28 protein-coding genes are annotated in these 24,985 nt (G+C 41.8%); 2 read left to right on the top strand and 26 right to left on the bottom strand.

Annotated features, from left to right (window positions below):
• Positions 1–66 precede the first annotated feature (66 nt).
• The 18 genes from pknB to NGI26_RS06650 form a co-directional block, all read right to left on the bottom strand.
• Complete coding sequence (pknB, locus tag NGI26_RS06735) at positions 67–1,932, bottom strand: Stk1 family PASTA domain-containing Ser/Thr kinase (RefSeq protein ID WP_251938002.1); 1,866 nt, start codon at positions 1,930–1,932, stop codon at positions 67–69.
• Positions 1,929–2,666 (bottom strand): Stp1/IreP family PP2C-type Ser/Thr phosphatase, encoded by a 738-nt coding sequence (locus NGI26_RS06730; protein ID WP_251937998.1) that lies wholly within the window; start codon positions 2,664–2,666, stop codon positions 1,929–1,931. The genes pknB and NGI26_RS06730 overlap by 4 nt, the downstream gene beginning before the upstream one ends.
• Before the next feature lie 15 nt (positions 2,667–2,681).
• A complete protein-coding gene (rsmB, locus tag NGI26_RS06725) occupies positions 2,682–3,995 on the bottom strand; it encodes a 16S rRNA (cytosine(967)-C(5))-methyltransferase RsmB (RefSeq protein WP_251937995.1) in 1,314 nt (437 codons plus the stop codon).
• Positions 3,988–4,923 (bottom strand): methionyl-tRNA formyltransferase, encoded by a 936-nt coding sequence (gene fmt, locus NGI26_RS06720; RefSeq protein ID WP_251937992.1) that lies wholly within the window; start codon positions 4,921–4,923, stop codon positions 3,988–3,990. The genes rsmB and fmt overlap by 8 nt, the downstream gene beginning before the upstream one ends.
• An 11-nt stretch (positions 4,924–4,934) precedes the next feature.
• Positions 4,935–7,331, bottom strand: coding sequence for a primosomal protein N' (locus tag NGI26_RS06715; RefSeq protein WP_251937990.1), 2,397 nt, complete (start codon positions 7,329–7,331; stop codon positions 4,935–4,937).
• A gap of 84 nt (positions 7,332–7,415) precedes the next feature.
• Positions 7,416–7,730 (bottom strand): DNA-directed RNA polymerase subunit omega, encoded by a 315-nt coding sequence (gene rpoZ, locus NGI26_RS06710; protein ID WP_006152731.1) that lies wholly within the window; start codon positions 7,728–7,730, stop codon positions 7,416–7,418.
• Positions 7,731–7,754: 24 nt separating this feature from the next.
• Positions 7,755–8,381 carry a guanylate kinase gene (gene gmk / locus NGI26_RS06705; protein ID WP_251937987.1) on the bottom strand — a complete coding sequence of 209 codons (627 nt, stop codon included), beginning with the start codon at positions 8,379–8,381 and terminating at the stop codon, positions 7,755–7,757.
• Positions 8,382–8,516: 135 nt separating this feature from the next.
• The gene (locus tag NGI26_RS06700; RefSeq protein ID WP_251937984.1) at positions 8,517–10,130 is read right to left on the bottom strand and encodes a ribonuclease Y; all 1,614 of its coding nucleotides are present in this window, start codon (positions 10,128–10,130) and stop codon (positions 8,517–8,519) included.
• Between the two features lie 203 nt (positions 10,131–10,333).
• On the bottom strand, positions 10,334–11,431 hold the full coding sequence (locus NGI26_RS06695) for a nucleotidyltransferase (RefSeq protein WP_251937981.1): 1,098 nt from the start codon (positions 11,429–11,431) through the stop codon (positions 10,334–10,336).
• 9 nt (positions 11,432–11,440) lie between these two features.
• Positions 11,441–12,181 carry a class I SAM-dependent DNA methyltransferase gene (locus tag NGI26_RS06690; RefSeq protein WP_251937979.1) on the bottom strand — a complete coding sequence of 247 codons (741 nt, stop codon included), beginning with the start codon at positions 12,179–12,181 and terminating at the stop codon, positions 11,441–11,443.
• 206 nt (positions 12,182–12,387) lie between these two features.
• Positions 12,388–12,741 (bottom strand): ribosome silencing factor, encoded by a 354-nt coding sequence (rsfS, locus tag NGI26_RS06685; protein WP_251937976.1) that lies wholly within the window; start codon positions 12,739–12,741, stop codon positions 12,388–12,390.
• Positions 12,742–13,335, bottom strand: a complete 594-nt coding sequence (yqeK, locus tag NGI26_RS06680) for a bis(5'-nucleosyl)-tetraphosphatase (symmetrical) YqeK (protein ID WP_251937971.1) — start codon at positions 13,333–13,335, stop codon at positions 12,742–12,744.
• Positions 13,335–13,964, bottom strand: coding sequence for a nicotinate-nucleotide adenylyltransferase (locus NGI26_RS06675; RefSeq protein WP_251937968.1), 630 nt, complete (start codon positions 13,962–13,964; stop codon positions 13,335–13,337). Before NGI26_RS06675 ends, yqeK begins: the two co-directional genes overlap by 1 nt.
• A 48-nt stretch (positions 13,965–14,012) precedes the next feature.
• Positions 14,013–14,324, bottom strand: coding sequence for a ribosome assembly RNA-binding protein YhbY (yhbY, locus tag NGI26_RS06670; protein WP_251937965.1), 312 nt, complete (start codon positions 14,322–14,324; stop codon positions 14,013–14,015).
• A gap of 216 nt (positions 14,325–14,540) precedes the next feature.
• On the bottom strand, positions 14,541–15,647 hold the full coding sequence (yqeH, locus tag NGI26_RS06665) for a ribosome biogenesis GTPase YqeH (protein WP_251937962.1): 1,107 nt from the start codon (positions 15,645–15,647) through the stop codon (positions 14,541–14,543).
• 2 nt (positions 15,648–15,649) lie between these two features.
• Entirely contained in the window at positions 15,650–16,177 is a 528-nt protein-coding gene (locus NGI26_RS06660) for a YqeG family HAD IIIA-type phosphatase (protein WP_251937958.1), read from the bottom strand.
• Between the two features lie 14 nt (positions 16,178–16,191).
• Positions 16,192–17,100 carry a magnesium transporter CorA family protein gene (locus NGI26_RS06655; protein ID WP_251937954.1) on the bottom strand — a complete coding sequence of 303 codons (909 nt, stop codon included), beginning with the start codon at positions 17,098–17,100 and terminating at the stop codon, positions 16,192–16,194.
• 51 nt (positions 17,101–17,151) lie between these two features.
• The gene (locus tag NGI26_RS06650; RefSeq protein WP_251937950.1) at positions 17,152–17,718 is read right to left on the bottom strand and encodes a mechanosensitive ion channel family protein; all 567 of its coding nucleotides are present in this window, start codon (positions 17,716–17,718) and stop codon (positions 17,152–17,154) included.
• A gap of 228 nt (positions 17,719–17,946) precedes the next feature.
• On the opposite strand from NGI26_RS06650, the gene NGI26_RS06645 reads away from it, so the two are divergent.
• The gene (locus NGI26_RS06645) at positions 17,947–18,918 is read left to right on the top strand and encodes an aromatic acid exporter family protein (RefSeq protein ID WP_251937947.1); all 972 of its coding nucleotides are present in this window, start codon (positions 17,947–17,949) and stop codon (positions 18,916–18,918) included.
• A gap of 65 nt (positions 18,919–18,983) precedes the next feature.
• On the opposite strand, the gene NGI26_RS06640 is transcribed toward NGI26_RS06645, so the two are convergent.
• Both NGI26_RS06640 and typA read right to left on the bottom strand, forming a co-directional pair.
• Positions 18,984–19,238, bottom strand: coding sequence for a DUF3165 family protein (locus NGI26_RS06640; RefSeq protein ID WP_251937943.1), 255 nt, complete (start codon positions 19,236–19,238; stop codon positions 18,984–18,986).
• A 19-nt stretch (positions 19,239–19,257) separates the two neighbouring features.
• Entirely contained in the window at positions 19,258–21,099 is a 1,842-nt protein-coding gene (typA, locus tag NGI26_RS06635) for a translational GTPase TypA (RefSeq protein ID WP_251937939.1), read from the bottom strand.
• A 161-nt stretch (positions 21,100–21,260) separates the two neighbouring features.
• Between typA and NGI26_RS06630 the strand changes: the two genes are divergently transcribed.
• The gene (locus NGI26_RS06630) at positions 21,261–21,986 is read left to right on the top strand and encodes a pseudouridine synthase (protein ID WP_251937936.1); all 726 of its coding nucleotides are present in this window, start codon (positions 21,261–21,263) and stop codon (positions 21,984–21,986) included.
• Between the two features lie 40 nt (positions 21,987–22,026).
• On the opposite strand, the gene NGI26_RS06625 is transcribed toward NGI26_RS06630, so the two are convergent.
• The 6 genes from NGI26_RS06625 to truA form a co-directional block, all read right to left on the bottom strand.
• On the bottom strand, positions 22,027–22,254 hold the full coding sequence (locus NGI26_RS06625; RefSeq protein ID WP_251937933.1) for a DUF4190 domain-containing protein: 228 nt from the start codon (positions 22,252–22,254) through the stop codon (positions 22,027–22,029).
• A gap of 92 nt (positions 22,255–22,346) precedes the next feature.
• Entirely contained in the window at positions 22,347–22,727 is a 381-nt protein-coding gene (locus tag NGI26_RS06620) for a rhodanese-like domain-containing protein (protein WP_251937930.1), read from the bottom strand.
• A 5-nt stretch (positions 22,728–22,732) separates the two neighbouring features.
• Positions 22,733–22,957, bottom strand: coding sequence for a YqgQ family protein (locus NGI26_RS06615; protein ID WP_251937926.1), 225 nt, complete (start codon positions 22,955–22,957; stop codon positions 22,733–22,735).
• Positions 22,958–23,007: 50 nt separating this feature from the next.
• A complete protein-coding gene (locus tag NGI26_RS06610; protein WP_251937921.1) occupies positions 23,008–23,475 on the bottom strand; it encodes an ECF transporter S component in 468 nt (155 codons plus the stop codon).
• The gene (locus NGI26_RS06605; RefSeq protein ID WP_251937918.1) at positions 23,453–24,226 is read right to left on the bottom strand and encodes a bifunctional hydroxymethylpyrimidine kinase/phosphomethylpyrimidine kinase; all 774 of its coding nucleotides are present in this window, start codon (positions 24,224–24,226) and stop codon (positions 23,453–23,455) included. The genes NGI26_RS06610 and NGI26_RS06605 overlap by 23 nt, the downstream gene beginning before the upstream one ends.
• A complete protein-coding gene (gene truA / locus NGI26_RS06600; protein ID WP_251937915.1) occupies positions 24,216–24,965 on the bottom strand; it encodes a tRNA pseudouridine(38-40) synthase TruA in 750 nt (249 codons plus the stop codon). The genes NGI26_RS06605 and truA overlap by 11 nt, the downstream gene beginning before the upstream one ends.
• Positions 24,966–24,985: the final 20 nt, after the last annotated feature.

Raw genomic sequence — 24,985 nt, 5'->3', positions numbered from 1 at the left:
TCTTTTATTTTATCATAAATTTTAAGGAAAAAAAATCTTTGCCACAAAAACTGTGACAAAGATTGATTAGTTGTTCCCACGATGTAAATCTGACGTTGTAGTGTTTTGATTAGTCTGTGGTTCTCTAATTTGTGGAGATGTTTCTGCACGACTAGGATTGCTTGTTGTAGGATTTGTTGTTGTAGTTGTTTTCGGTTTATAGATAGAAATCTTGATACGAGTTCTATTTAAATCTACACTTTCACCTGGTTTTGGACTTTGACTCACTACAGTCTCTTCAGCAGTTCCTTCAGGAGCTGTAGAAACCTCTATTACTTCTATATTGGCTTCTTTAACACCGACTATCTGAATCAAGTTATTCTTGGTAAATTCAAGACTAGAACCAATATAACTTGGCATTGAAACACTGGTTACCTTTTTAGCTACAGTCAAGACTATTTTCGTTGCCTTACTAAGATCATATGTAGTTCCCTCTGGCAAGCTTTGTTTCATAACGAGACCTGCCTCTGTTTCACTTGATTCTTCTTCAACAACCTTAATGAGATTTTCAGGAACCTTTTTCCCTTTCAATTCTGCTATAACATCTGTTGATTTACGACCAACATAGTTTCCAAGCTTGAAGGATTGTTGACCTGAAGAGATAATAAGATTAACTTTTGTTCCTTCTTTTCGTGCTGAGCCAGCATCTGGATCTGTTCGAATGACTCGACCTTCTTCTACTGTATCACTAGCTTCGGACTTCTCCTCACCAATTTCAAAATTAGCTTTTTTAAGATTTTCCTTAGCTTCAGCTACAGTCTGACCTGCTACTTTTGGAATTTCAACGGTAGCTGGCGTTTTCGATACAATCCAAAAGAGAGAAGCTAAAAAAAGTACAAAGCTGGCTAAAAGCACCAAATATCTCGCTTTAAAACGACGCTTCTTGACTGGTTTTGCAACAGCTTCTTTACTCGGTGCCTTTTTAGCCGGATTTTGGCTCTGAGAATTTTCTTCCTTCGGTTGCACTTTAGGAATCGCTGTTAAGGTAGACTGTGACATTTTCGGTAAAGTTTTTGTATCAACTTTACTCGTATCTTCAAATACTAACTTTGGTTCATTTCGACGGTTATAAGAAAGGCTGCTTAACAAGTCAACATACATTTCTGAGACAGTTTGATAACGGTCTGTTAACTTTTTAGCTGTCGCTTTTATAACTACGTTTTCCAAGGATTGTGGTACTGATGGATTTTCAGCAATGACAGAAGGAAGTGGTTTTTGGAAATGCTGAAGTGCAATGGTCACGGCACTATCTCCATCATAAGGAATATGACCTGTCAACATTTCGAAAAAGATAATTCCCATCGCATAAATATCACTCTGTATGGTCGCCTTAGAACCACGCGCCTGCTCAGGTGATAGATAATGAACAGAACCCAACATGGAGTTGGTCTGTGTCAAACTAGTTTCTGCAAAGGCCACTGCAATCCCAAAGTCAGTAACTTTTGCGGTTCCATCAGGAGTCAAGAGTATATTTTGAGGTTTTAAATCACGGTGAATAATCCCCTTTGCATGCGCTAAACGCATAGCCAAGAGAATTTGACCCATGATACGAACAGCTTCCTCGTTTGATAGAGGGTAGTGTTCTTTGATATAGCGTTTAAGGTCAAGTCCAGCCACATATTCCATAGCTAGGTACTGTTGACCGTCTTCTTCACCGATATCCGTAATTCGAACGATATGAGGATGATCTAGGTCTGCCATCGCACGTGCTTCACGCTGAAAACGTGCAACAGCGATAGGGTCTGTCTGGTAGTTGGTCCTCAGGACCTTCACAGCAACCTCTTCCCCATCAAGAATCAAATCTTTGGCTAGGTAGACATCCGCCATCCCTCCGCGGCCAATTTGTTTGATAATCCGATATCGTCCGGCAAATATCTTGCCGATCTGGATCATTTTGATTCCTCCTCAATCGCAATCAAGGCAACCGTGATGTTGTCAAGCCCTCCAGCATTGTTTGCAAAACGTACTAAGGTTGCCGCCTTGTCATCAAGCGAAATATCACTTGTCACGATATCATAGATTTCGCTACCAGAAATCATGTTGGTTAGACCATCACTATTTATAACGATATAGTCACCTGGTTCCAAGCTCACGATCCCTAAATCAGGTTGAATCTCATCTTTTTGTCCAATAGACTGAGTAATGATATTTTTTTGTGGATGCGCTTCAGCTTCTTCAGGGGTTAATTGGCCTGCCTTGAGCAACTCATTAACTAATGAATGATCATTCGTTAATTGGTGGTACTCTTCACCACGAATCAAGCCAATACGAGAATCACCAATATGAGCATAGATAGCTTGATTATCAATGATTGCAAGGGCTTCTAGAGTTGTCCCCATTCCTTTATATGCTTCATCACGCCCCAATTGATAAATCTTTTGATTTTCAATTTCTAGGTGTTCTGCAAACCATTCTCGAACTTCATTCACAGTATCAATCTGAGTATCTACCCAGGCAGCACCTAAATCCGTTACTGCCATCTCACTGGCAATATTGCCCGCTCGGTGTCCTCCCATCCCGTCAGCCAAGATGATCATTGTGCGACCGGCACGGTTGATAAAAAGATTGACATAGTCTTGATTATTTGTACGTTTCTGACCCACATCTGTTAATAATGAAATTTCCATTGTGTCAGTTCCTTCCTAATTGGATACCTTCCGAAATTGGCTGATAAAGAATCCATCACTTCCATACAATTCAGGAGTAATGAGGATGCAACCATCTTTCAGGATATCCTTGCATTCGTGTTCTAGTTTAACCTGCTCGAACTCTGTATGACTTTCTAAAAATGCTTGAACCACTTGAAAGTTCTCCTCAGAGACAATAGTGCAGGTACTATAAGTTATTATACCACCTTTACGTAGCGTTTGACAAACACTACCTAATATTTCCAGCTGAATTTCCTGTAATGACGCGAAATCAGCAGTGTCTTTGTTGTATTTGATATCTGGTTTCCGACGCAAAAGTCCAATCCCTGAGCAAGGGGCATCAACTAGAATTTTATCAAATTGATCCTTGTCAAAAAACTCATGCACTTTTCTAGCGTCCAGTTTTTGTGTTTGTACACGGTCTGCTAGGCCTAATCGCTCTGCATTCTCTTGAATCAAATTGAGTTTATGGTCGTAGAGATCCAATGCAGTTACCTGACCTGTCGTCAGATAAGAGGCCATATGGGCTGTCTTCCCACCAGGAGCGGCACAGGCATCCAAAACCTGCTCGTCTCCTTGCAAATCTAGTGTCGGAGCCACCAACTGACTAGACTCGTCTTGAATAGTAATAGCACCTTCTACAAACAAGTCATGACCAGCAAAATGCCCCTGCTCCTTGACCAAACCTGCAGCCGACAAAATAGAATCACTTGCACCAAGCAATTTTTTGATTTCCTCTTTTAGACTCAAATCTGTCACCCGGATACTGGCTTTATTGCGATGCAAAAGACTTTCAAAAATCGCTTGCGCTCGCTCTTCTCCGTACTCTTCCTTGAGCTTAGAAACCAACCAAACTGGCAGAGAGTAGGCGATAGAATCACGCTTATTTTTACGTTTGATACTGGCAATATCTGGCAAACCTTCTCGCAAGATACGGCGAAGGATTGCATTGACTAGTTTTTCGCTACCTTTTTTACGAGATTTTGCAATTTCAACCGCTTCATGAACGACTGCATGGTCAGGTAGCTTATCTAGGTATTGGAGTTGATAAACGCTCATCAGAAGCAGAACATAAAGCCAGCCATCTAGCTTGTCTCTATCTTCGATAAAGTGGGATATGTACCATTCTAAGGTTAGTTTTCGAGCTACGGTTCCATACACCAACTCTGTCACCAAACCTTTGTCAGCCGCTGACAGTTGACTTCCCTTGAGGTGTTTATTTAAGGCGATATTTGAGTAGGCTTGATTGATAAGGACATCCTCTAGCACCTCCAAGGCTAAATTTCTAGCCGTTTCTACTTTAGTCACCAAATCGTTCTCCTACTGCCAAAGTCCGTCCCACACCGTTAAGGAAGGAAGCAATGTCCATCTTAGGTTTTCCTGCTGGTTGAACCTGTTTAAGTGACAGTGCTCCTTCTGCTGTTGCGACAATCAATTCTTTCTTACCGATGGAGAGTATCTCACCCGGATTTCCCTGACCTTCTACAGGCAGTGCTTCATAGATTTTGAAGCGTTCTCCCTTGAGGAAGGTATGGGCAACTGGCCATGGATTCATCCCACGGATTTGGTTAAAGAGTTGGCGGTTAGTCTTGTTCCAGTCTAATTTTTCTTCCTCAGGTTTGATATTTGGTGAGAAAGTTACCTGGCTTGGATCTTGCGGTTGAGGCTGAATATCTCCGGCTATATAAGCAGGAAGAGTCTCTAAAAGCAAATCACGACCAACAATGGCCAATTTTTCAAACAAAGTTCCTACATTGTCCTCATCAGTAATGGGAATACTGCGACGGGAAATCATATCCCCTGCATCCATTTCCTTGACCATTTCCATAATGGTTACTCCTGCCTCCTCATCACCTTGAATCAAGGCATAATGAATCGGAGCTCCACCACGATGTTTGGGAAGGAGGGAAGCGTGAACGTTGACCGCAAAATCCATGCTATCAAGGAGTTTACTTGGGAGAAACTGCCCAAAAGCAGCAGTGATAATCCCATCAGCTCCTAGCTTCATAATGGCTTCCATCTCTGGACTACCCGATAATTTTTCTGGTTGGTAGATAGGAAGTCCTGCTTCTTTGGCAGCTTGTTTGACTGGGGTTTCTTGGATAACTTTCTTACGGCCGACAGCTCGATCTGGCTGAGTTACAACCGCCACAATCTCATAGCGATCATCTGTCAAAAGACCCTTTAAAACGGTCGCTGAAAACTCGGGAGTTCCCATAAAGATTAGTTTTGTCATCTTTTCTCCTTTTATAAAAATTGTTGCGGTTCGTGGTCAATACTGAGACGAAGCTCGCTATTTTCCCGTTCTTGAGTTAGAGACAAGACCTGATTCAGGGTTGAAGTTAACTCATCTTCTAAACGATATTTGATTAAAATCTGATAATGATAGAGGTTATGAGTACGAGCGATAGGTTTTGGCGTTGGTCCAAGTATGATACAAGCATCCGATAAACCTGATCGCAAAATTCCCATAACTTCATAGGCACGTTTGACAACCTCTTCTTCTTTCTTGTGAGAGAGGGTAATCCCAATGGTGAAATAATAAGGCGGATAGCCGAGTTGGCGCCTGATACTCATTTCATAAGCATAAAAACCTTCGTAGTCTTGGTCTTTGGCAAAGCGAATGGCATAATGATTAGGATTATAGGACTGAATCAAGACCTGACCTGCCTTTTCAGCACGTCCTGCACGTCCTGCCACTTGGGTCAAGAGTTGGAAGGTTCTCTCTGAAGAACGAAAATCAGGCAGATTCAAGGCCGTATCTGCATTGAGCACTCCGACCAAGGTCACATTTGGAAAATCCAAGCCCTTGGCAATCATCTGAGTTCCCAGCAAGATATCCGCTTCCCCTTGACCAAACTGGTCAAGAAGAGCTTGGTGACTGCCCTTCTTACGAGTGGTATCCACATCCATGCGCAGAATACGTGCCTGCGGGAAGAGCTCTGCTAGCTCATCATAGGCCTTCTGAGTCCCCGTTCCATAGTAGCGAATACTGTGACTCTGACAGTTGGGACAGACATGAGGAATTTCCTTAGAAAAACCACAATAGTGGCAGTTCATAGTCTTGGTATCCATGTGCAAGGTCAAGGAAATATCGCAGTTAGGACAGGTATCAACAGTCCCACATTCCCGACACATGACAAAACTTGAATAACCACGACGATTGAGCATGAGAACCACCTGCTCTTTTTTGTCTAAACGATTTTGAATTGCCTCAATCAGAGGTGGTGTGAAGTTTGATGTCTCATTCTGCCCGATATAGTCCCGGAAGTCAATCAGTTGAACTTCAGGAATACTTGCTAAAGGATTGGCCCGTTGGGTCAGACGTAAGTGTTGATAGACACCTTTTCCAGCCCGAGCTTGGCTCTCTATGCTCGGTGTCGCTGAACCAAGGACCAGGGCCGCTTGATTGTACTGGGCTCGTAGAATAGCGACCTCTCTAGCATGATAACGCGGATTGCTGTCTTGTTTGTAGCTGGCTTCATGCTCTTCATCGATAATAATGACACCTAGATTTTTCAGCGGGGCAAAGATGGCTGATCTGGCGCCAACCACAACTTGAGCATCTCCACGCTCAACCTTGCGCCATTCATCGTACTTCTCACCATTAGACAAGCCTGAGTGAAGGATGGCTACTTTCTCGCCGAAACGAGCAATAAAACGCTCCGTCATTTGTGGCGTCAGGGAAATCTCAGGTACCAGCAAAATGGCCGTCTTTCCCTTGTCCAAGGCTCCTTGGATAATCTGCAAGTAAACTTCTGTCTTCCCACTTCCTGTAATCCCTTGAAGGAGGAAGGGAGGTTGCTGACTGCCAATAGCACTGACAACCGCATCGCGAGCTTGTCTTTGCTCTGGATTCAGCTCCAAAGGTCTACTTGCTTCAATGCCTTCGAAATAAGCAGCTGAACGTTGCACTTCCTTTTGAACTAAGGTTAGAGCTCCTTGATCCACAAAAAAGTTGACTTGCTCTCGCGAATAGGACTCTAATAAACTAGCCAGAGGAGCACTTTCCGCATGAGCAAGCAAATAGTCTCTTAGCTCTGCCTTTTTCTTAGCACGCGCAGAAATCTCAATTTCTTCTAACTGCTCAACATGAACCTCATACCAAGACTGGGTCTTGACCTTCTTCTGATCCACAGCCTGATACTCGAGTTTCAAGAGCCCTTTTCGAGTCAATCGCATCATCTCTGCCTGCTGTTTCAAGTCAAGTGATGAAAAGGCTAGAGATTCTTGCGAACCGAATAAACGCTCTTTATCTTCCTGACTCAAGCCTTCCAGAGGATAGAGGATTTTATCATAACTAGAGTTCAAAAATCCAGGAAGCATGGCTTTAAGAATAGAAATTTTGTATGAAAAGACTGACTTACGTAGTTCTTCGGCCAACCAGAGTTGTTCCTCCGTTAAAACTGGAGAAAAATCAAGTACTTCGACAATCTCTTTTAATTCCTCGTTTGCCACTTCCGCATAAGCTTCTTCTTCAATTCCTAGAACAATCCCCTGAATCAAACGATTGGCCTTTCCAAAAGGGACATGAACCCGCATGCCAAGTTCCAGCATATCTACAAATTCTTCAGGAACCTTGTAACTGTATGGTTGGTCCGTCTGCATCAAGGGAACATCCACAATGATTTTTGCAATAACCATGTCCTCACCTCCTTCTCTACTTAAATCGTTTCAATTGATTGAGTATTCTTGCAATAGAAAAAATAAGATTGAGTCCCCCCAACCTTAAATTTTTTCACCTTCTTCTTTTTCTTTCGCGATTTGCTCTTTGATTTTCTTTTCTTCTTCTTCTCTCAATCGTCTTTCTTCTTCGATTCGACGACGAACAGCTTCGCGTTTTCCTTCTGGATCTGGATGGATGGTTACATTCCCAGATTCAATTTCTTCCAAAGCACGAAGAGTTGATTTTTCAGATTTGAATTCTTGTGTTGGAGGTGCTCCTGCTTCTAATTCATGAGCACGTTTTGCTTCCAAAATTACGAGTGAATATTTTGATGGCACCTTATCAAGCAAGGTATCAATAGAGGGTTTAAGCATCATTTGTTTGTACCTGTTTTCTATAGTTTATCGAATAGTCGGAGACTTTGGTAGCATATCCTGATAGTGACCGATGACACGATCCACACGGAAATGTTCAGCTTCAATCACACGTTTAACACGTTCAGCAGCGAGGGGCACCTGATCGTTGACAATGGCATAATCATACTCACGCATGAGGGCAATTTCTTCTTTGGCTTTTTCGATACGTTGGGCAATCACTTCTGCGCTATCCGTACCACGGCCAACGAGACGATCTTGCAATTCTTCCAAATCTGGCGGTGTTAGAAAGATAAAAACAGCGTCTGGAACCTTTTTCTTAACCTGAAGAGCTCCCTGTACTTCAATTTCAAGGAAGACGTCAATACCCTTATCAAGGGTTTCATTGACATAAGTCAGAGGAGTTCCATAGTAGTTTCCTACATACTCTGCATACTCTAACATTTGTCCTTGACGGATCAGTTCTTCAAATTCTTCACGCGTACGGAAGAAATAGTCAACTCCGTCTACTTCACCTGGACGTTGAGCCCGTGTTGTCATCGATACAGAATATTGGAATTGATTTTCAGAACTCTCAAAAATTTCTCGTCTAACCGTCCCTTTTCCAACTCCAGAAGGACCTGAAAAAACGACTAGTAAGCCACGGTCTGCCATGATGTCTCCTTTGGATAGTTTGTGAAATGACTCGAAAATTCTTCAGAATTCACAGTGTAAAGCCATTTCTGCTTACTACAATCTTTCTATCTAGTGTAACAAAAAAGCAGTAATTTTTCAACTGCTCTTTCTTATTTATTTTGCATAATCAACTGCGCGAAGTTCGCGGATAACGGTTACCTTGATATTTCCTGGGTAATCGAGATTGTTTTCAATTTTCTCACGAACTTTGTGAGCCAAGATTGTGACTTTGTCGTCTTTGATTTGTCCTGGATTAACCATGATACGGATCTCACGTCCTGCTTGAAGGGCAAAGCTATTTTGCACGCCTTCAAAGCCATTGGCGATTTCTTCCAAATCATGGAGACGCTTGATATAGCTTTCAAGAGATTCACTACGAGCACCTGGACGCGCTGCACTCAAGGCATCTGCTGCAGCAACAATCACTGCAATGACGCTTTCGGGTTCGACATCGCCGTGGTGGCTAGCAATAGTATTCACCACGACTGGGTGTTCCTTGTACTTACGAGCCAACTCAGTACCAATCTCAACGTGGCTACCTTCAACCTCGCGGTCAATAGCTTTCCCGATGTCATGAAGGAATCCAGCACGACGGGCAAGAGCTGCATTTTCACCAAGTTCACTGGCGATGATACCAGATAACTTGGCAACCTCAATCGAATGACGCAAGACATTTTGTCCATAAGAAGTACGGAACTGCAAACGTCCCATAATCTTCATCAGGTCTGGATGGAGGTTAGGCGCACCAATCTCATAGGCAGCAGCCTCCCCATATTCACGGATTTTATTGTCAATCTCCTGACGGTTTTTCTCCACCAACTCCTCGATACGAGCTGGGTGGATACGGCCATCCTTGAGCAACATTTCCATGGTCATACGAGCAATTTCACGACGAATCGGATCAAATCCTGACAAGGTCACCACTTCCGGTGTATCGTCGATAATCACATCAACCCCTGTCAAACTTTCAAAGGTACGAATATTTCGACCTTCACGACCGATAATGCGTCCCTTCATGGTATCGTCTGGTAGGTGAACTGTAGAGTTTGTTGACTCTGCTACATAATCACCAGCGATACGCTGCATAGCCTGAACCAAGATATCTTTCGCAATCTTGTCTGAACGTTCCTTGACTTCCTGCTCAGCCTCACGAATGCGGCTAGCAATTTCCTTGGTCAAGTTTTCCTCTGTCTGAGCCAAGATAATATCTCGAGCCTCAGCTTGGGAAAGGGAACCGATACGTTCAAGTTCAGCTTCTTTTTGTCTTTCGACTTCCTCTAATTGCTCTTCACGTGCATCAAGGTTTTTTGCTCTATCAGAAATACTTTGTTCTTTTTGTTCAAGTGTTTTTTCTTTGTTCGTCAAATTGTCGTCTTTGCGGTCAAGGCTCGCAGCTCTCTCCGTCAAACGACTTTCAATTTGCTTGAGCTCCTGACGTTCTGACTTAAATTCAGCGTCCACTTCTTCACGGTATTTTCTGGCTTCCTCTTTGGCCTCCAATAGTGCTTCTTTTTTAAGAGACTTGCTTTCGCTCTTGGCTTCATTTAGCAATAAATCCGCTTCGCGCTCAGCTTGTCCTCGTAAATTAGTTGCTTCTTGTTCAGCATTTAGAAGCATCAACTCTGCAGCCTCTTGTGATGATTTCATCTTAGCTGAGATGCTGACATATCCAATGACTAAACCAATGATGACGGCAAAAACAACAATCGCAATGGTCATGATTTCCATGTTTTTACCTCATTAAATTTGTTTATCGAATGACATACATTCCTTAATATTCTATCATAAAAAACCGATTTTCACAAACCCAAATTGAAGAGTTTTGTGTGAATTTTTAAAGAAAATTTTTAGATTTTCAAGTAAAATTAAGATTCTTTAAAAATTTAAATTTCCAAGAAAAACGAAGCAAAAAAGCCTACCTTTCAGTAGACTTAGTTTGTTTCTTTTCTTATGGGAGTTCTACCAAAATTCTGCTCTGCTATACTTGGATTTCCTAGTCGGTAAATCTGATCTGCCTTTTGAGTCATGGCATCCCAAGGTTCTTTGCCAATTCGGCTGACTAGATGGACTTGGTCTTTCAAAGACTTGAGGTGTTGCCTGCCTTTTTCGGTGAATCCGAGGACATGAATACCTTCTGGCAAATTACTTTCTCTAGCCTGCACCAATATATAGGTCAAGAGGCGTCTGACACGCGCTTTAGTGTATCGTTTGGTCGCAACAGCTTCCACCAATTCGTCCACAGACTGGGCTGTTTTGGACGCTTCCTTGATGCGCACTGCCATTTCTTGATTGACCTGATAGATGGTGGTTAGGTCAGGGTTTGACAAGATTTGATAGCGGAGTAAGGGAAAATAGTCATCCCAGCTCACCTTGCTAGCATTTTCAAACAGTGTAACAGAAGGCATAAAGCGTTCTAAGAAATCTGTATCCCTCTGGTGCTGACGGAGGGCTGTCGCCGAGGCAAAGTCCACATTCTTATCCACAGAATGGTAACCCGCTCCCTGACGCTGAATCGGCTGGAGTTTGATGTTTCGTCCTGCAACTGCCTTGGCATAGGCCAGAGCAAGGACATGATTAGGCGTATTGCCAGAAAAATCAAGACCAGCAAACTCCTTCCACATGGCTTGGGTTTTCTGAGGGTAGGAGAGAGAATCAGGTAATTCTGCAATATAACGCTCCATCTCAGCACCATGCTCTGTGTATAAGTCAGCGATTTTTTGGTAATCCAGAACTTCCTCTGTCCCAAAAGCGAGGCTATCAATTCCCAACCGAGCCAAGATATCCACAGCTCCTTGGCCAAAGAAATCTGCCGCCTGAACACTGACTAAAAAGGGCAATTCCACTACCAAGTCTGCGCCATTTTCCAGTGCCATCTGGGCCCGTGTCCACTTATCTACAATAGCAGGCTCGCCTCTCTGCATGAAATTCCCAGATATGGCAACAATTTTCAGCCCCTCTGCCTGAGCTAGCAGGTATTTGTGCCCATTATGAAAAGGATTGAACTCCGCGATAATACCTGTAATGGTCATGATATTCTCCTACTTCTGTGCCACAAAAAACCAACGTCTACTGGTCTCTGTAGGCTCCTTATCCTCAAAATCAGCATAAAGTTTGAAGGATTTGAAACCAGCCTGTTCCAGCAAAATATCATAGGTCAAGACTTCGTATGTCCGTTCTTCATGCACTTCATCGTGACGGCTAAAGGACCCGTCTGCTTCCTTGATAAAGAAGGTCAGTTCATGCACGATAGAGTGAGGTGCTTCGTCCTCATAGGTATCCCAAAGCATGGCAAAGTCTTCTGCATTTTCATGGTAAGAATAGCCTGGAAAAACTTCGTCAGTCTGATAGGTTGAATGCACATCAAAGATAAAAACACCATCTTCATTGAGGGCATTATAGACTTCTTTGAAAACGTCGCCTACTTCTACTTCATCCTGCATATAGCAGATAGAGTCCGAATAACAAGTGACAAAATCGTATTTCCCCTCCTTGGATAAATCCAGCATATTGCCTTCAATAAAATCAATCTTTTGCTTGGCTGAAGCAGCTCTCTTCTCCGAAATCTTCAGCATATCCGCGCTCAGGTCCAGTCCAGTTACATCAAAGCCAGCCTGAGAAAAGCGCACAGACTGGATACCTGTCCCACAAGCCAACTCCAAGAGTTTCTTTCTCTCCTTAGTCTTTGGCAAATGACGGAGGGAAAAATCCGTCCATTTATCGTATAAACTATCGTCCATCACAGCATCGTAAACAGCCGCAAAGGTTTCGTATGTAGCCATAATTAAGATACAAAGAGCGTTAAAAGCAAAGAGAAAATAGGAAACTTTCTGCCGTATCATCAGATACAAAGAAAGTTACTCTTTTTCTAACAGCTTTTAGCTCGTGTTCAGTTTCAAGATCAACCAAACACGATGCCCTTACCTTTCTATCAATTTTCTTCTAAATTAAGCAAAGAAACTCAGTTGACTGCAACTGAGTTCATCTCCTATGCTAAGGCTTGTGAGAGATCTACTGAGTCCGCCTCGTGCCATAGTTTTTCTAGGTTATAGTGGGCACGCATTTCTTCTGAAAAGATATGCACAACGACACCACCAAGGTCTAGCAAGACCCAGCCTCCAGCTGCATCACCTTCAACATGACTGCCTTTAAAGCCAGCTTCAGCAACTTTTTCACGAATATTTTCAGCGATAGCATCCAATTGACGACTATTCATAGAGCTAGTAATCACAAAGTAGTCTGTCACACTGGTCAATTCTTGTACATCAAGTGCAAGGATATCCTCCGCACGTTTCTCATCAGCCGCTTTCACGACTAGTTCTAATAATTCTTTTTCGTTCATTTAATCCTCTTTCAAATAGTGCACATAGGCGTTATAGGTTTCAAGGGTTTGGGGATAGATAGGAAATCCCTGGTGAGCCAAATGCTCTATAGTACGAGCTGTTTCATAGGCTACTACCTTATTAAGTGACAATCTTGCTATCTCACGCGCCTGATCCACACCTGGAAAGGCACGATTGTGCTCGATATAGTCTGCGACGTAGATGACCTTGTCTAAGTCGGTCATCTGGCCAGCTCCAACTGTATGGATTTCAATAGCTCGTAGGATTTCAGCATTTTGCAAATCCAAATCTTCCTGAATCTTGTAAATGCCTACCATGCCATGCCAGACATTATTACCCCAATTTTTGAGGTCAGGGTCTAGCTGATAGCGGTCAATCAAGTTTAGAAATTCCTGATCTGATAACTTTTTAGCATAATCATGAAGGAGACCTGCTAAGCCTGCTTTCTCAACATCTACACCGAAGCGCTGAGCCAATTCCATGGCTGCACGCTCTACACCTAGACAATGGGTTAAACGTTTCTCGGGTAGAAGCTCTGCCATTTTTTCCAACAATTCCTCACGGGAACAGTTGATGTAGTCTTGATATGCCATTAGTAGAGCCCTTCTTTCTCGATATAGTCTAGCACAGGTTTTGGTAGGAGAAAGTTAGGCTTACGTCCTTGGGCAATGAAATCACGCACCATACTAGATGAAATGTCCATCAGGGGTACATCCACCCAAATGACTGGGTAAGAAGTCCCAGCCTTGTAGCGTGGTCGTTGAACTCCTACAAACTGAACGAGGTCAACCAGTTCATCAATTCTATACCACTTAGGCAAATAGTCTACCATATCGGCACCTATGATAAAGTAATAATCTGTATCTGGATTCTTCTCTGTCAAGAGTTTCATGGTATCGTAGGTGTAGGAAATACCCTTGCGCTCTAGCTCAATTGTCTCAATAGCTATTCCTTCAGTCCCTTCAATAGCCAATTCAAGCATTTTCAGACGGTGGTGTTCAGGAATAGTTTCTTTTTTATCTACGTGAGGTGGTTGATATTCAGGCATAAGCAGCACTTGATCCAATCCCAACTGCTGGCGCACTTGGTCTGCCACGATCAGGTGGGCATTGTGAACAGGGTTAAAATTCCCCCCTAAGATTCCAACTTGCTTGCGTTTTTTCTCCTTGATTTCTGGCTCCAACTCTACCTTGGTAAAGGGAGTCAATAATTCGATTGCCATAGGCTAATCTCCTTTAGTCTTCTGTAAAAACAGTTTTGGAGTAGAGTTTTAGATTTCTTTGACTTTTTTAGAAATCTTACGATTTTCTTTCTTGCTGGATTGTTTATACAAGATCAAGATACGTCCGATTTTTTGGACTGTATCCACACCGATTTCTTCTTCCAAGACTTCAGCTACTTCGTGGATGTTTTCATCCGTATTTTGCAAGAGTGTAACCTTGATCAACTCGCGGGCATCCAGTGCCTGACGAACGCTGGTTTTGATTTGGTCGTTGAGTCCATTTTTCCCGATTTGGATGATAGGCTTTAGGGTATGTGCCTGGCTGTTGAGGAAGGCACGTTGTTTTGATGTTAATGACATTATCTTAAATAAAAGAGTTTCTTTTCATACTTTTCTTAGGTGATGACGGACGTCAGCAAAGTTCTTTGGACTTTCATGACTAAAATTTGAGCCTAAGGTCTCAAATTTTCCGCAGTTGGTACAATCACTTATACCAACTGACACCACGGCGAAAAGTATTCTCCATGGGGGCTCGCAATGCTAGCCTTAATAAAGACAACCCTTTCCTTTCTGTGTTTAAATTATTGCTTTTCGTGTGACGACTGCGACGCCTTCTGGTGCCCAGACGGCGACTTTGGCGGTGCCTGTTACGCGGATCCAGCCTAGGCCTGAGATGACTAGGTCAGTCTTGTCCTTAATGGTAAATACATGCTGGACTAGTTTTGGAAAATCTTCTTTTTCCTTATTGTTAGGAGGCGTGAGGAGGGTTCCTAGGTGCTTGTCGTAGAAAGCACTCGCTCCTTCTAGCTTGGTACGGTGGAGTTTGAGTTCATTGTCAAAGAAGGCTGTGAAGCCTTGTTTTTCTCCTGAAATGAAGTCAAATCGTCCCAAACCACCTAGAAATAGAGTCTGCTCAGGGTTAAGTTGATAGGTTTTAGGCTTGATTTCCTTTTTAGGGCTGACATACTTGAGGTTTTTAGCCGTCAAGTAGTGAGCCATCTGGTGGCGGTGGATAATCCCCGGTGTATCGTAGATATAAGATCCGTCGTCAAGTGGTATCTCAATCTTGTCCAAGGTTGTCCCTGGGAAGCGTGAAGTCGTGATGACATCTTGGTCACCCGTGATTTCTTGGATAATAGCGTTGATAAGGGTTGACTTTCCAACGTTGGTCACACCGACCACGTAGACATCGCGACCCTTACGGTAGTATTCAATCTTGTCAATGACTTCCTTGATGGCATGCTTGTTTTGTGCTGAAGTTAGGACGACATCGACAGGACGCAAGCCCTCCTCGTGGGCACGTTCCATGAGCCATTGACTAATCTTGCCAGGCTTAACTGACTTAGGGAGGATATCTTTTTTATTACCAACCAAGAGGACATCATTACCGGATACGAAACGTGGCAATCCTGGGATGACAGAACCATTAAAGTCAAAGATATCAATGACATTAACTACCAAGGCATCACTGTCTCCCACCTCGTGCAAGAGTTTTAGGAAATCATCATCCGTCAACTGCACATCTGTAATTTCATTGTAATGACGAAGACGGAAACAACGTTGGCAATAAACTTCGCCTGTCTCCAAACCTTTTTCAAGTGCCGACTGGGGAGTAAATCCAAGACCAGTCTTATCTGTCGTCTGAATGGTTGCTCCACAGCCAATACAGAGAATTTCTTCCATAGTTAGATTCCTTTTTTATATGTGATAGGCCCGTACTTTTCAGTGATTTGTTTCATAACACGGCGCTCACGAGCTCTGTTAATCTGTGTTTTGATAGAGTCGTGCTGAACCAAGGGTTTGACCAAAATCGAACGAATCCCTGCTCGGTGAGCCGCTCGAATATCCGTCATGAGTTGATCCCCAACCATGACGACTTCATTTTTCTCATAGTGGAATTCCTTCATGGCACGGTCAATCCCGAAAGTAAAGGGCTTCAAAGCCCAATAAACATAGTCAATCCCAAATTTTTCGACTGCTCGTTTGACACGTTTGGGTGTGTTATTGGATACTACAATGATACGAATACCAGCATCACGAAGGTCATGTAACCATTGCTTCATCTCTGGAGTCCCATCAGGGTTATTCCAAGCAATCAAGGTATTATCCAGATCAACCAAAACAGCCTTGATTCCCTGCTTCTGCAGGCTTTGGACTGTCAGATCATAGACTGCTTCCACAGCAAAATCTGGCATATAATTTTCAATCGCCATTCTGGCTCCTTTTCTTAACTTATTTTTGCAATTCTTTTGAGAAACTGGGCTAAAACAAGCCACAAGACAGCGCTAGCCAAAGTAATATAAATCCATGCATGCTTATCCTCCATAAATGGAAGAGGAACATTCATCCCGAAAAATCCTGTGATAACCGCAAGCACGGCCAATAAAACTGAAATAATGGTCAAGGTTGTCAAGTTATCATTCAGGTTATTGTTTAGGATGTTGTTGTAAGATCCTGACAGTTGTTGAAGAACTTGAGAAATCAAATCTGTCATAGATACCAACTGATGAGCCTCAATCATGGCATCATCAAACTGCTCTTTTTCAATTTCGTCCAAACGACGATAGAGGGCATGTCCTTGGATATGTTCCAGTAAGATACGGTTCTGTTTGGCTGCCGCCGTTAGATAAACCATACCTGTCTCCAAGTCGGAAAGAGCAAAGAGATTTTTCTTGGTTGTTCTCTGACGAAGCAAACCATTAACTTCATCTTTACTTTTATCCATCTTTTCAATAATTGGATAATAGGCGTTACTAATGATTTCTAGACTGGCAAAAAGAAATTTATATATGGACAGGGACTCATGGCTATCCAGATAAGTTAACATCTGATCAATGACATAAGCATTCTTGTGATTGCTGATGGTAATCATTCGTTGTTTTTCAACGATAAAAGTCAGAGGAATCGCTTCATAGTATTCCTTGTCCTTTTCTAAATCCAAAACATTGTAGATAAAGGTTACAGTGCCATTTTCACGGTCGTAATCCATGTGGGCGCGTTCATTTTTATCCAGCGCATATTCGATGGTTTCCTTATCCAATCCATAGATTTCAGATAAATCTTCAAGATTTTTGATGATTTCCACATCTAGGTTAATCCAGGTGCAACCATTTCCTAATTGCTTATCTAAAAACATCGTTTCTCCTTTACCAAACTCTTTCTATTGTACCACAAATCAAGTAAAATTTCAGTTCTGCTCTTCTCTTGAAAAATTGCTAACCACAGTAATATTACGGTTGGGAACAAAGTGGAGAGCCTGGTCTTCACCTCTTAGTTGAGTTGTTCGAATTCCGACGCTAACTACTTTTCCCGATACAGTAATGGGACCATTTGTCAACACAACCTCATCTCCTACATCCAACTGGCGTTCAAAGAGAATAAAGAAACCATTAATAACATCCGACAAAAATCCTTGGGCCCCCATACCAATTGCAACACCGGCAATCCCAGCCCCAGCTAGTAAACTAGATACAGGTAGTCCTAGGATCGACAAAATGCAGTAAACTAAAAAGAAATAAAGGGTGTAATTAAAAATATTTTCTAATAAACGCGAGATTGTCTTTTGTCTTCCTGCATCACGATTTGAATACTTCAGTAAAGGCTTCACAATTTTCTTGACAGCCGCATGGAGAAGCTTTTTAGCTATGTAGAATAACACAAATAAAATCAAAAGAGAAATCACTTTCGTTAAGAGATTCTCAAATACCGTTGTTAAATCTAGCTTATTAAAATAGCTTTTAAAAAATTCTTGCATGTAAAACTCCTTTCATCCATTATACCATAAAACGATATCTGAACCAGTTTGATAAATATTCATTCTGCCTATACTATTATTAGATTCACTTGATTTCAAAACATATTTATACTATAATCAAACCACTACAAGGAGAACTCATTTTTTTCTCAATAATTCTATTGAAATAGACCTTTCTACCCTACTTACTATTATAACTTTAAATCATTTATCTCAAGGAAGCTTTCTATGTCTATCACACAACGCACTCTTAAACTAGTCCTGGCAACCTGCTTTGCCTGCTTTCTAGCCTACTTTTTTGATTTATCCTCAGCTGTATCAGCTGGTATCATTGCTATCTTAAGTCTCTCTGATACACGAAGAAGCACTATCAAACTAGCTCGCAATAGACTTTTTTCAACCTTGCTGGCTCTGACAATCGGTGTTATCGCCTTTCAACTAACTGGTTATCATATCTGGAGCTTTGGACTTTACTTAGCAATCTATGTTCCTCTAGCCTATAAACTCGGTTGGGAAATTGGGATTACTCCAAGCAGCGTCTTGGTTAGCCATCTATTAATCCAACAATCAACTTCTCCAGTTCTTTTAGTGAATGAACTACTATTATTCCTGATAGGTACTGGCTTTGCACTTCTAGTCAATCTCTATATGCCTTCACGTCAACAAGAGATTCAGCTTTATCATAGTCTTGTAGAAGAAAAACTAAGAGACGTTTTTCTACGCCTAGCCTATTATCTAAAAAAAGGAGATGGACGCAATCAAGCTCAACTAGTCAATGAACTTGACCAACTATTGGAGGAAGCCCTCAAACTAGTCTATCTGGACCACTCTGACCATCTCTTTCATCAGACAGACTACCATATCCACTACTTTGAGATGCGCCAAAGACAAACCCGCATTTTAAGAAACATGGCCCAGCAGATAAACACCTGCCAGCTAGCAGCAAGCGAAAACCTGATCGTTGCTCAGCTCTTCTCAAAAACAGCTAGCCAACTAAGTCAAACCAATCCAGCCTATAGCTTATTGGAAGATATCGAGAACTACCTGCAGGTATTTCGCAATCGATCTCTCCCCAAAACTAGAGAAGAGTTTGAGACACGGGCAACCCTATTACAACTCTTTCGTGAATTAGAACATTTTATCCAGATAAAAGTAGATTTCTACAACCGTTATTCTGATAAAAACAACAATCTATCTTAACCACAAAAAAACTTCTATGGGCAAATTAGTTGCTAATAGAAGTTTTTTCTTATTCTATGATAGGCTTAATTTTCGTGCTTCTTTCGAATCGATATGAGACTGATATCCCTTAAGCTAAAGTAGGCAAGAGCAAGCATCCCCAATGTGATAAAGATTTCAGCTGGAAGTTGAAAAATCTGAAATGCAGATAGCATCAACAAAATCAAGAGGGCAACAAGTCCAAAAACCAGAATAACCACATTGACTGTTCCCTTGATACTTTGAGGGGTCGCAAAGATATAGAGTAAGAGTAATAAAATCCCTATGATTAAATAGACCATCTTTATCTCTTTCTAGCTCTTATTCAGCTGATTTTTTCTTTTTATTTGCTTTTTCGCGCTCTGCCTTATTGAGAATTTGCTTACGTAAACGAATCGATTCAGGCGTTACTTCCATGTATTCATCGTCATTCAAGAACTCAAGTGATTCTTCAAGAGTTAAGATACGAGGAGTTTTGATAACCGCTGTTTGGTCCTTAGTAGCTGAACGAACGTTAGTCATTTGTTTAGCTTTCGTGATGTTTACGGTCAAGTCATTTTCACGAGAGTTTTCACCAATGATCATTCCTTCGTAAACTTCAGTACCTGGGTTGACAAAGATCGTACCGCGTTCCTCAATCGACATGATCGAGTAAGTTGTTGCTTTACCAGCATCGATAGAAACGAGGGCACCACGGTGACGTCCACCGATTTCACCTGGAATCAATGGCAAGTATTGATCAAAAGTATGGTTCATGATTCCGTAACCACGAGTCATTGACAAGAACTCAGTTGAGTATCCAATCAAACCACGCGCAGGAACTAGGAAGACCAAACGAGTTTGCCCGTTTCCAGTTGCAATCATGTCCAACATTTCACCCTTACGCTCAGAAAGGCTTTGGATAACAGATCCTTGGTATTCTTCTGGTGTATCGATTTGCACGCGTTCAAACGGCTCACACTTGACACCATCAATTTCTTTGATGATAACTTCTGGACGAGACACTTGAAGTTCATAACCTTCACGACGCATTGTTTCGATAAGGATTGACAAGTGCAATTCCCCACGTCCTGAAACTGTCCATTTATCTGGTGAGTCTGTTGGATCTACACGAAGAGATACGTCTGTTTGCAATTCTGCTTGCAAACGTTCTTCAACCTTACGAGAAGTGACCCATTTACCTTCACGACCAGCAAATGGTGAGTTGTTGACCAAGAAAGTCATTTGAAGAGTCGGTTCGTCGATGTGAAGAACTGGCAATGCCTCAACTGCGTCTGTTGGAGTAATCGTTTCACCAACGAAGATATCTTCCATACCAGATACAGCAATCAAGTCACCAGCTTTTGCTTCTTGGATTTCACGACGTTCCAAACCAAAGAAACCAAAGAGTTTGGTCACACGGAAGTTCTTGGTTGTACCGTCCAATTTAGAAAGGGTAACTTGGTCACCAACTTTTACTGTACCACGGAAGACACGACCGATACCGATACGACCAACGAAGTCATTATAGTCCAAGAGTGACACTTGGAATTGAAGTGGCTCATCTGAGTTATCAACTGGAGCTGGGATGTGGTCAATAATGGTATCAAAGATTGGCGCCATCGTCTTTTCTTGGTCTGCTGGATCATCTGACAATGAAGATGTTCCGTTGATGGCTGATGCATAGACAACTGGGAAGTCAAGTTGGTCATCATCTGCACCAAGCTCGATGAAAAGTTCCAAGACTTCATCTACGACTTCTGCTGGACGAGCTGATGGCTTATCGATTTTGTTAACGACAACGATTGGCACAAGATCTTGTTCCAAGGCTTTTTTCAATACGAAACGAGTCTGTGGCATAGTCCCTTCGTAAGCATCTACGACCAAAACAACACCGTCAACCATTTTCATGATACGCTCAACTTCTCCACCGAAGTCCGCGTGTCCTGGCGTGTCCATGATATTAATACGAGTTCCGTTGTAGGCAACTGCTGTATTTTTCGCAAGGATTGTAATTCCACGCTCTTTTTCGATATCGTTTGAGTCCATTGCACGCTCAGCTAATTCAGTACGTGCATCAAGTGTTTCAGATTGTTTTAGTAATTCGTCAACGAGGGTTGTTTTCCCGTGGTCGACGTGGGCGATAATCGCGATATTACGGATATCTTCTCTTAATTTTGTCATGATTTCCTCTATTGTTTTCAAAAATTTATTTTCTAACTGAACGATTATACCACAATTTTAGGCAAATGACTTAACTCAAGCAAGTGTAAATGTTTTCAAAAGCAAATTCATAACTTCTCTTTTCTTTTCAAAAATCCCGACTTGTGATAAGATAAGCTGGTATGCGTTTAGATAATTTATTGGCCCAGGAAAAAATCAGTCGAAAAGCCATGAAACAAGCTCTCCTGAAAAAGGAAATCTTAGTAGATGGAGGCCCTGCTACTTCCCTTGCACAGAATGTCGATACAGGATTGCAAGAGCTGATTTTTAAAGATAGAAAAATTCAAGGGTATGAGCACGCCTATCTCATGCTTCATAAGCCAAATGGTGTCGTGACAGCAAGTAAGGACAAGGAACTGCCAACAGTCATGGACCTACTCCCTCAACACCTCCAGTCGGATCAACTCTATGCAATTGGTCGCCTAGATCGAGACACAACAGGTCTTCTTCTCTTAACCGATAATGGGCCCCTTGGTTTTCAACTTCTCCATCCTCAATTTCATGTGGATAAAACGTACCAAGTTGAAGTAAATGGACCACTCTCATCTGACCACATCCAACAGTTCAAAGATGGGATAGTCTTTCTTGATGGAACTAGCTGTAAACCTGCTCAACTTGAGATTCTATCTTCAAGCCCTAGTCTCAGCAGAGCCACTATCACCATCTCTGAAGGGAAGTTTCATCAGGTTAAAAAAATGTTCCTCTCAGTCGGTGTCAAGGTTACTGCTCTAAAACGAGTTCAGTTCGGAGATTTTACATTAGATTTAGGGCTAGCAGAGGGGCAATACCGTCCCTTGAATCAAGAGGAATTGAAAATCATTAAAAACCACTTAACGAAAAGTGGATAAAACAAAAAAAGCTTTAAACATAAAGCTTTTTTGTTTTTGATTAGCCAAAAATCATTACGAGGGCTGCAATCCAGTTAAGTACAGAAACGACAATCCCTACGATATTGAGAATTTTTTCTGTTTTATACACTAGTTCAGATTGTTTTTCGTGCGAATTAGCCAAAACAAGGCCAATGATCCCCAAAATAAGACCTACGATTGGAGATAGCAAACCAAGGACGATAGATAGAATACCTAAAACAAGTGAGGCTTTTTTCTTTTCTTGCATAATAAAAACTCCTTAAATTTAATACAAATTAATTATATCACAAAAAGCTAGAACTGTATATTAAACATATGTGACAACTTTATTTCACATTATTAGCTAGTCTTAACCTTGCCTGTCCAAGAATCCAACCCGTAAGAGAGGATATAAATTTCTGAGAAACCTTGTTTTTTCAAGAAAAGTGCTGCATTTGTAACACGTTGTGCACGTTGGTTTTCATATAGAAGGACAGGTTTATCCTTGCGAAGAGCTGCCAAACTTGTCTTCAATTGGTTTGAAGGAATATTACGAGCTCCGAGGATATGTTTTCTGTGGAAGTCTGACGGATCACGTAAGTCAATCAACTGACCGGTACGAATCAAAGACTCAAACTCTGCATTGTCAACAATTTTGGCCGCACGGCGAATACGAAGATAGTTGTATCCCATCCAAGCCAACATCGCTACAATAAGTCCCCATAATACCCAAGTTACCATAATACCTAATCTCCATTTTTTTCTAAATAATCTAATTCTAGTTTGTGCTCTCTACGCAGAACAGCCTCTGCTTCAAGATAATCCAGCTTATCCATCAAGCCAGCATCATAGATTCGTGATAGTTCGATCTTCATCAACTCAATGTCATAAAGACGTTTGCCCATATAGACAAGAATGCCAAACTGTTTGAGAAATTGTTGCACATCGTAGAGTGTTTTCATAGTTTTCATTTTAGCAAAAAATCAGAGCTTTTTCAAGAGTTCCCAGGGAAGATTCCTTTTTACTGCTTACTAATTTTCTTAATACTTTGATATAGAAGATACCCAACAATCATTCCAACAAAATTCTGCAACAAATTGTGAGGAATATCTGTCAGAGCTACACCCCAACCTTTCATCCAAGAAGTCGCACATGCATAACCGGCTACCATGACAAAAGTTGCCAAAACTAATCCAAGCCATTGCCATTTCCTTTTAAAACCTGCAAAGTAACCCTGCAAGCCATGGAAAAGCAAGCTAAAGAACATCCAATGAGGATAACCTGAAATCAAGTCAATAATGAAACCTCCTAACCCTCCGACAACGGCTCCTTCCCGGCGACCATAATAAAAAGCGGTGAAGAAGATACCAGCATCTAAAAGAGTTAAGATTCCAGTTTGAGTTGGGATTTTTACAATATAACCTAAAACTACTGATAGAGCAGTTAGTATAGATAATAGGGCGATTTTAGTTGTTTTGGTTTGCTTCATACTGTCTCACTCCATACTGATCTGCTTGTGCAATGGCACGGTAAACAAAGGCTTTAGAACTTTCTACTGCTGGTAAGAGTTCTTCTCCCTTGACTAGCTGGCTAGCAATACTTGACGCAAAGGTACATCCTGCACCAGCATTTTGTCCTTGAATAACTGGATTTTCAAGAATAGTGAAATTCTCTCCATCATAAAAGACATCCACAGCCTTATCCTGACTGAGACGGTTTCCTCCCTTAATAATGACTGCTGGCGCTCCTAAGTCATGTAATTTCTGAGCTGCAGCTTTCATATCATCCAGACTTTCAATCTTTTGATCTGCAAGCAATTCTGCCTCAGGAAGGTTAGGAGTAATGACAGACACATAAGGGAAAAAGCGAATCAACTCTTGACAGAGCTCGCTGACAGCAACATCATGCGTTTCCTTACAAACGAGAACAGGGTCTAATACGACAGGCACTCCTGCACGCTCCTTGATAAAGTTGAGAGCTTTCTCAGCAACACCGACAGTCGGTAAGAGACCTATCTTAATCCCTCCAAAGTCTACGCTCTTAAGGCTATCCAACTGTTGTTGGAAAATAGTCTCGTCTGTCGGGAAGACCTCAAAACCATTTTCCGTCAAAGCAGTTAAACAAGTCATAGCTACAAAACCATGCAAACCATTTAAAGTATAGGTCGCAAGGTCAGCAGCTAGTCCACCACCACTAAAAATATCATTTCCTGAAAGTGCTAAAATACGATTATTCTTCATAAAAAATCTCCTTCAAATACAAACCATTTGGTGCTGCAGTTGGACCTGCCAACTGTCTATCTTTTTTCTCCAAGATGAGGTCAATCTGTTCAATGGGCATACGGTTATTACCAATTTTAAGCAGGGTTCCGACCATATTTCGAATCTGCTTATAGAGGAAACCATTGCCAGAGAAAGTAAAGGTCAAAAACTGACCTGTTTCGTCAACTCTAAGGCTAGCTTCTGTGATTGTCCTAATCTTATCCTCTACACTAGTTCCTGATGCTGTAAAACCAGTAAAGTCATGTGTCCCCTCCAATTTTTTTACAGCAAGCTGCATCCGTTCCACATTTAGTGGATAGGGATAATGGGTCGCATAATGGCGACGCATTGGATTTTTAGGACGTCCTCTATCTACGATAAACTCGTAGGTCTTGCTATGCTTGGTATAACGGCAATGAAAATCATCCGCCACTATCTCAATCGAAATCACATCGATGTCTTCAGGACTTTGGGTATCGAGAGCGAAACGAAGCTTTTCCTCATCCATCTGATAGGGGAGGTCAAAGTGGATAACCTGCCCTAGTGCATGGACCCCACTGTCCGTTCGCCCAGCGCCATGAATGGTAACGGCCTGTCCTTTATTTAGTTTGGTTAAAGTTTTTTCAATTTCCTCTTGGACACTACGCGCACGTGGCTGTCGCTGAAATCCAGCAAAGGCGTATCCATCATAGGAAATTACAGCTTTATATCTAGTCATGTATCTATTTTATCAAGAAA

The organism is Streptococcus sp. Marseille-Q0941, from assembly GCF_943736975.1.
In the GTDB taxonomy this organism is placed as follows: domain Bacteria; phylum Bacillota; class Bacilli; order Lactobacillales; family Streptococcaceae; genus Streptococcus.
The sequence above is the reverse complement of the archived record's forward strand: the minus strand, read 5'-3'. Positions and strand labels throughout refer to the sequence as shown.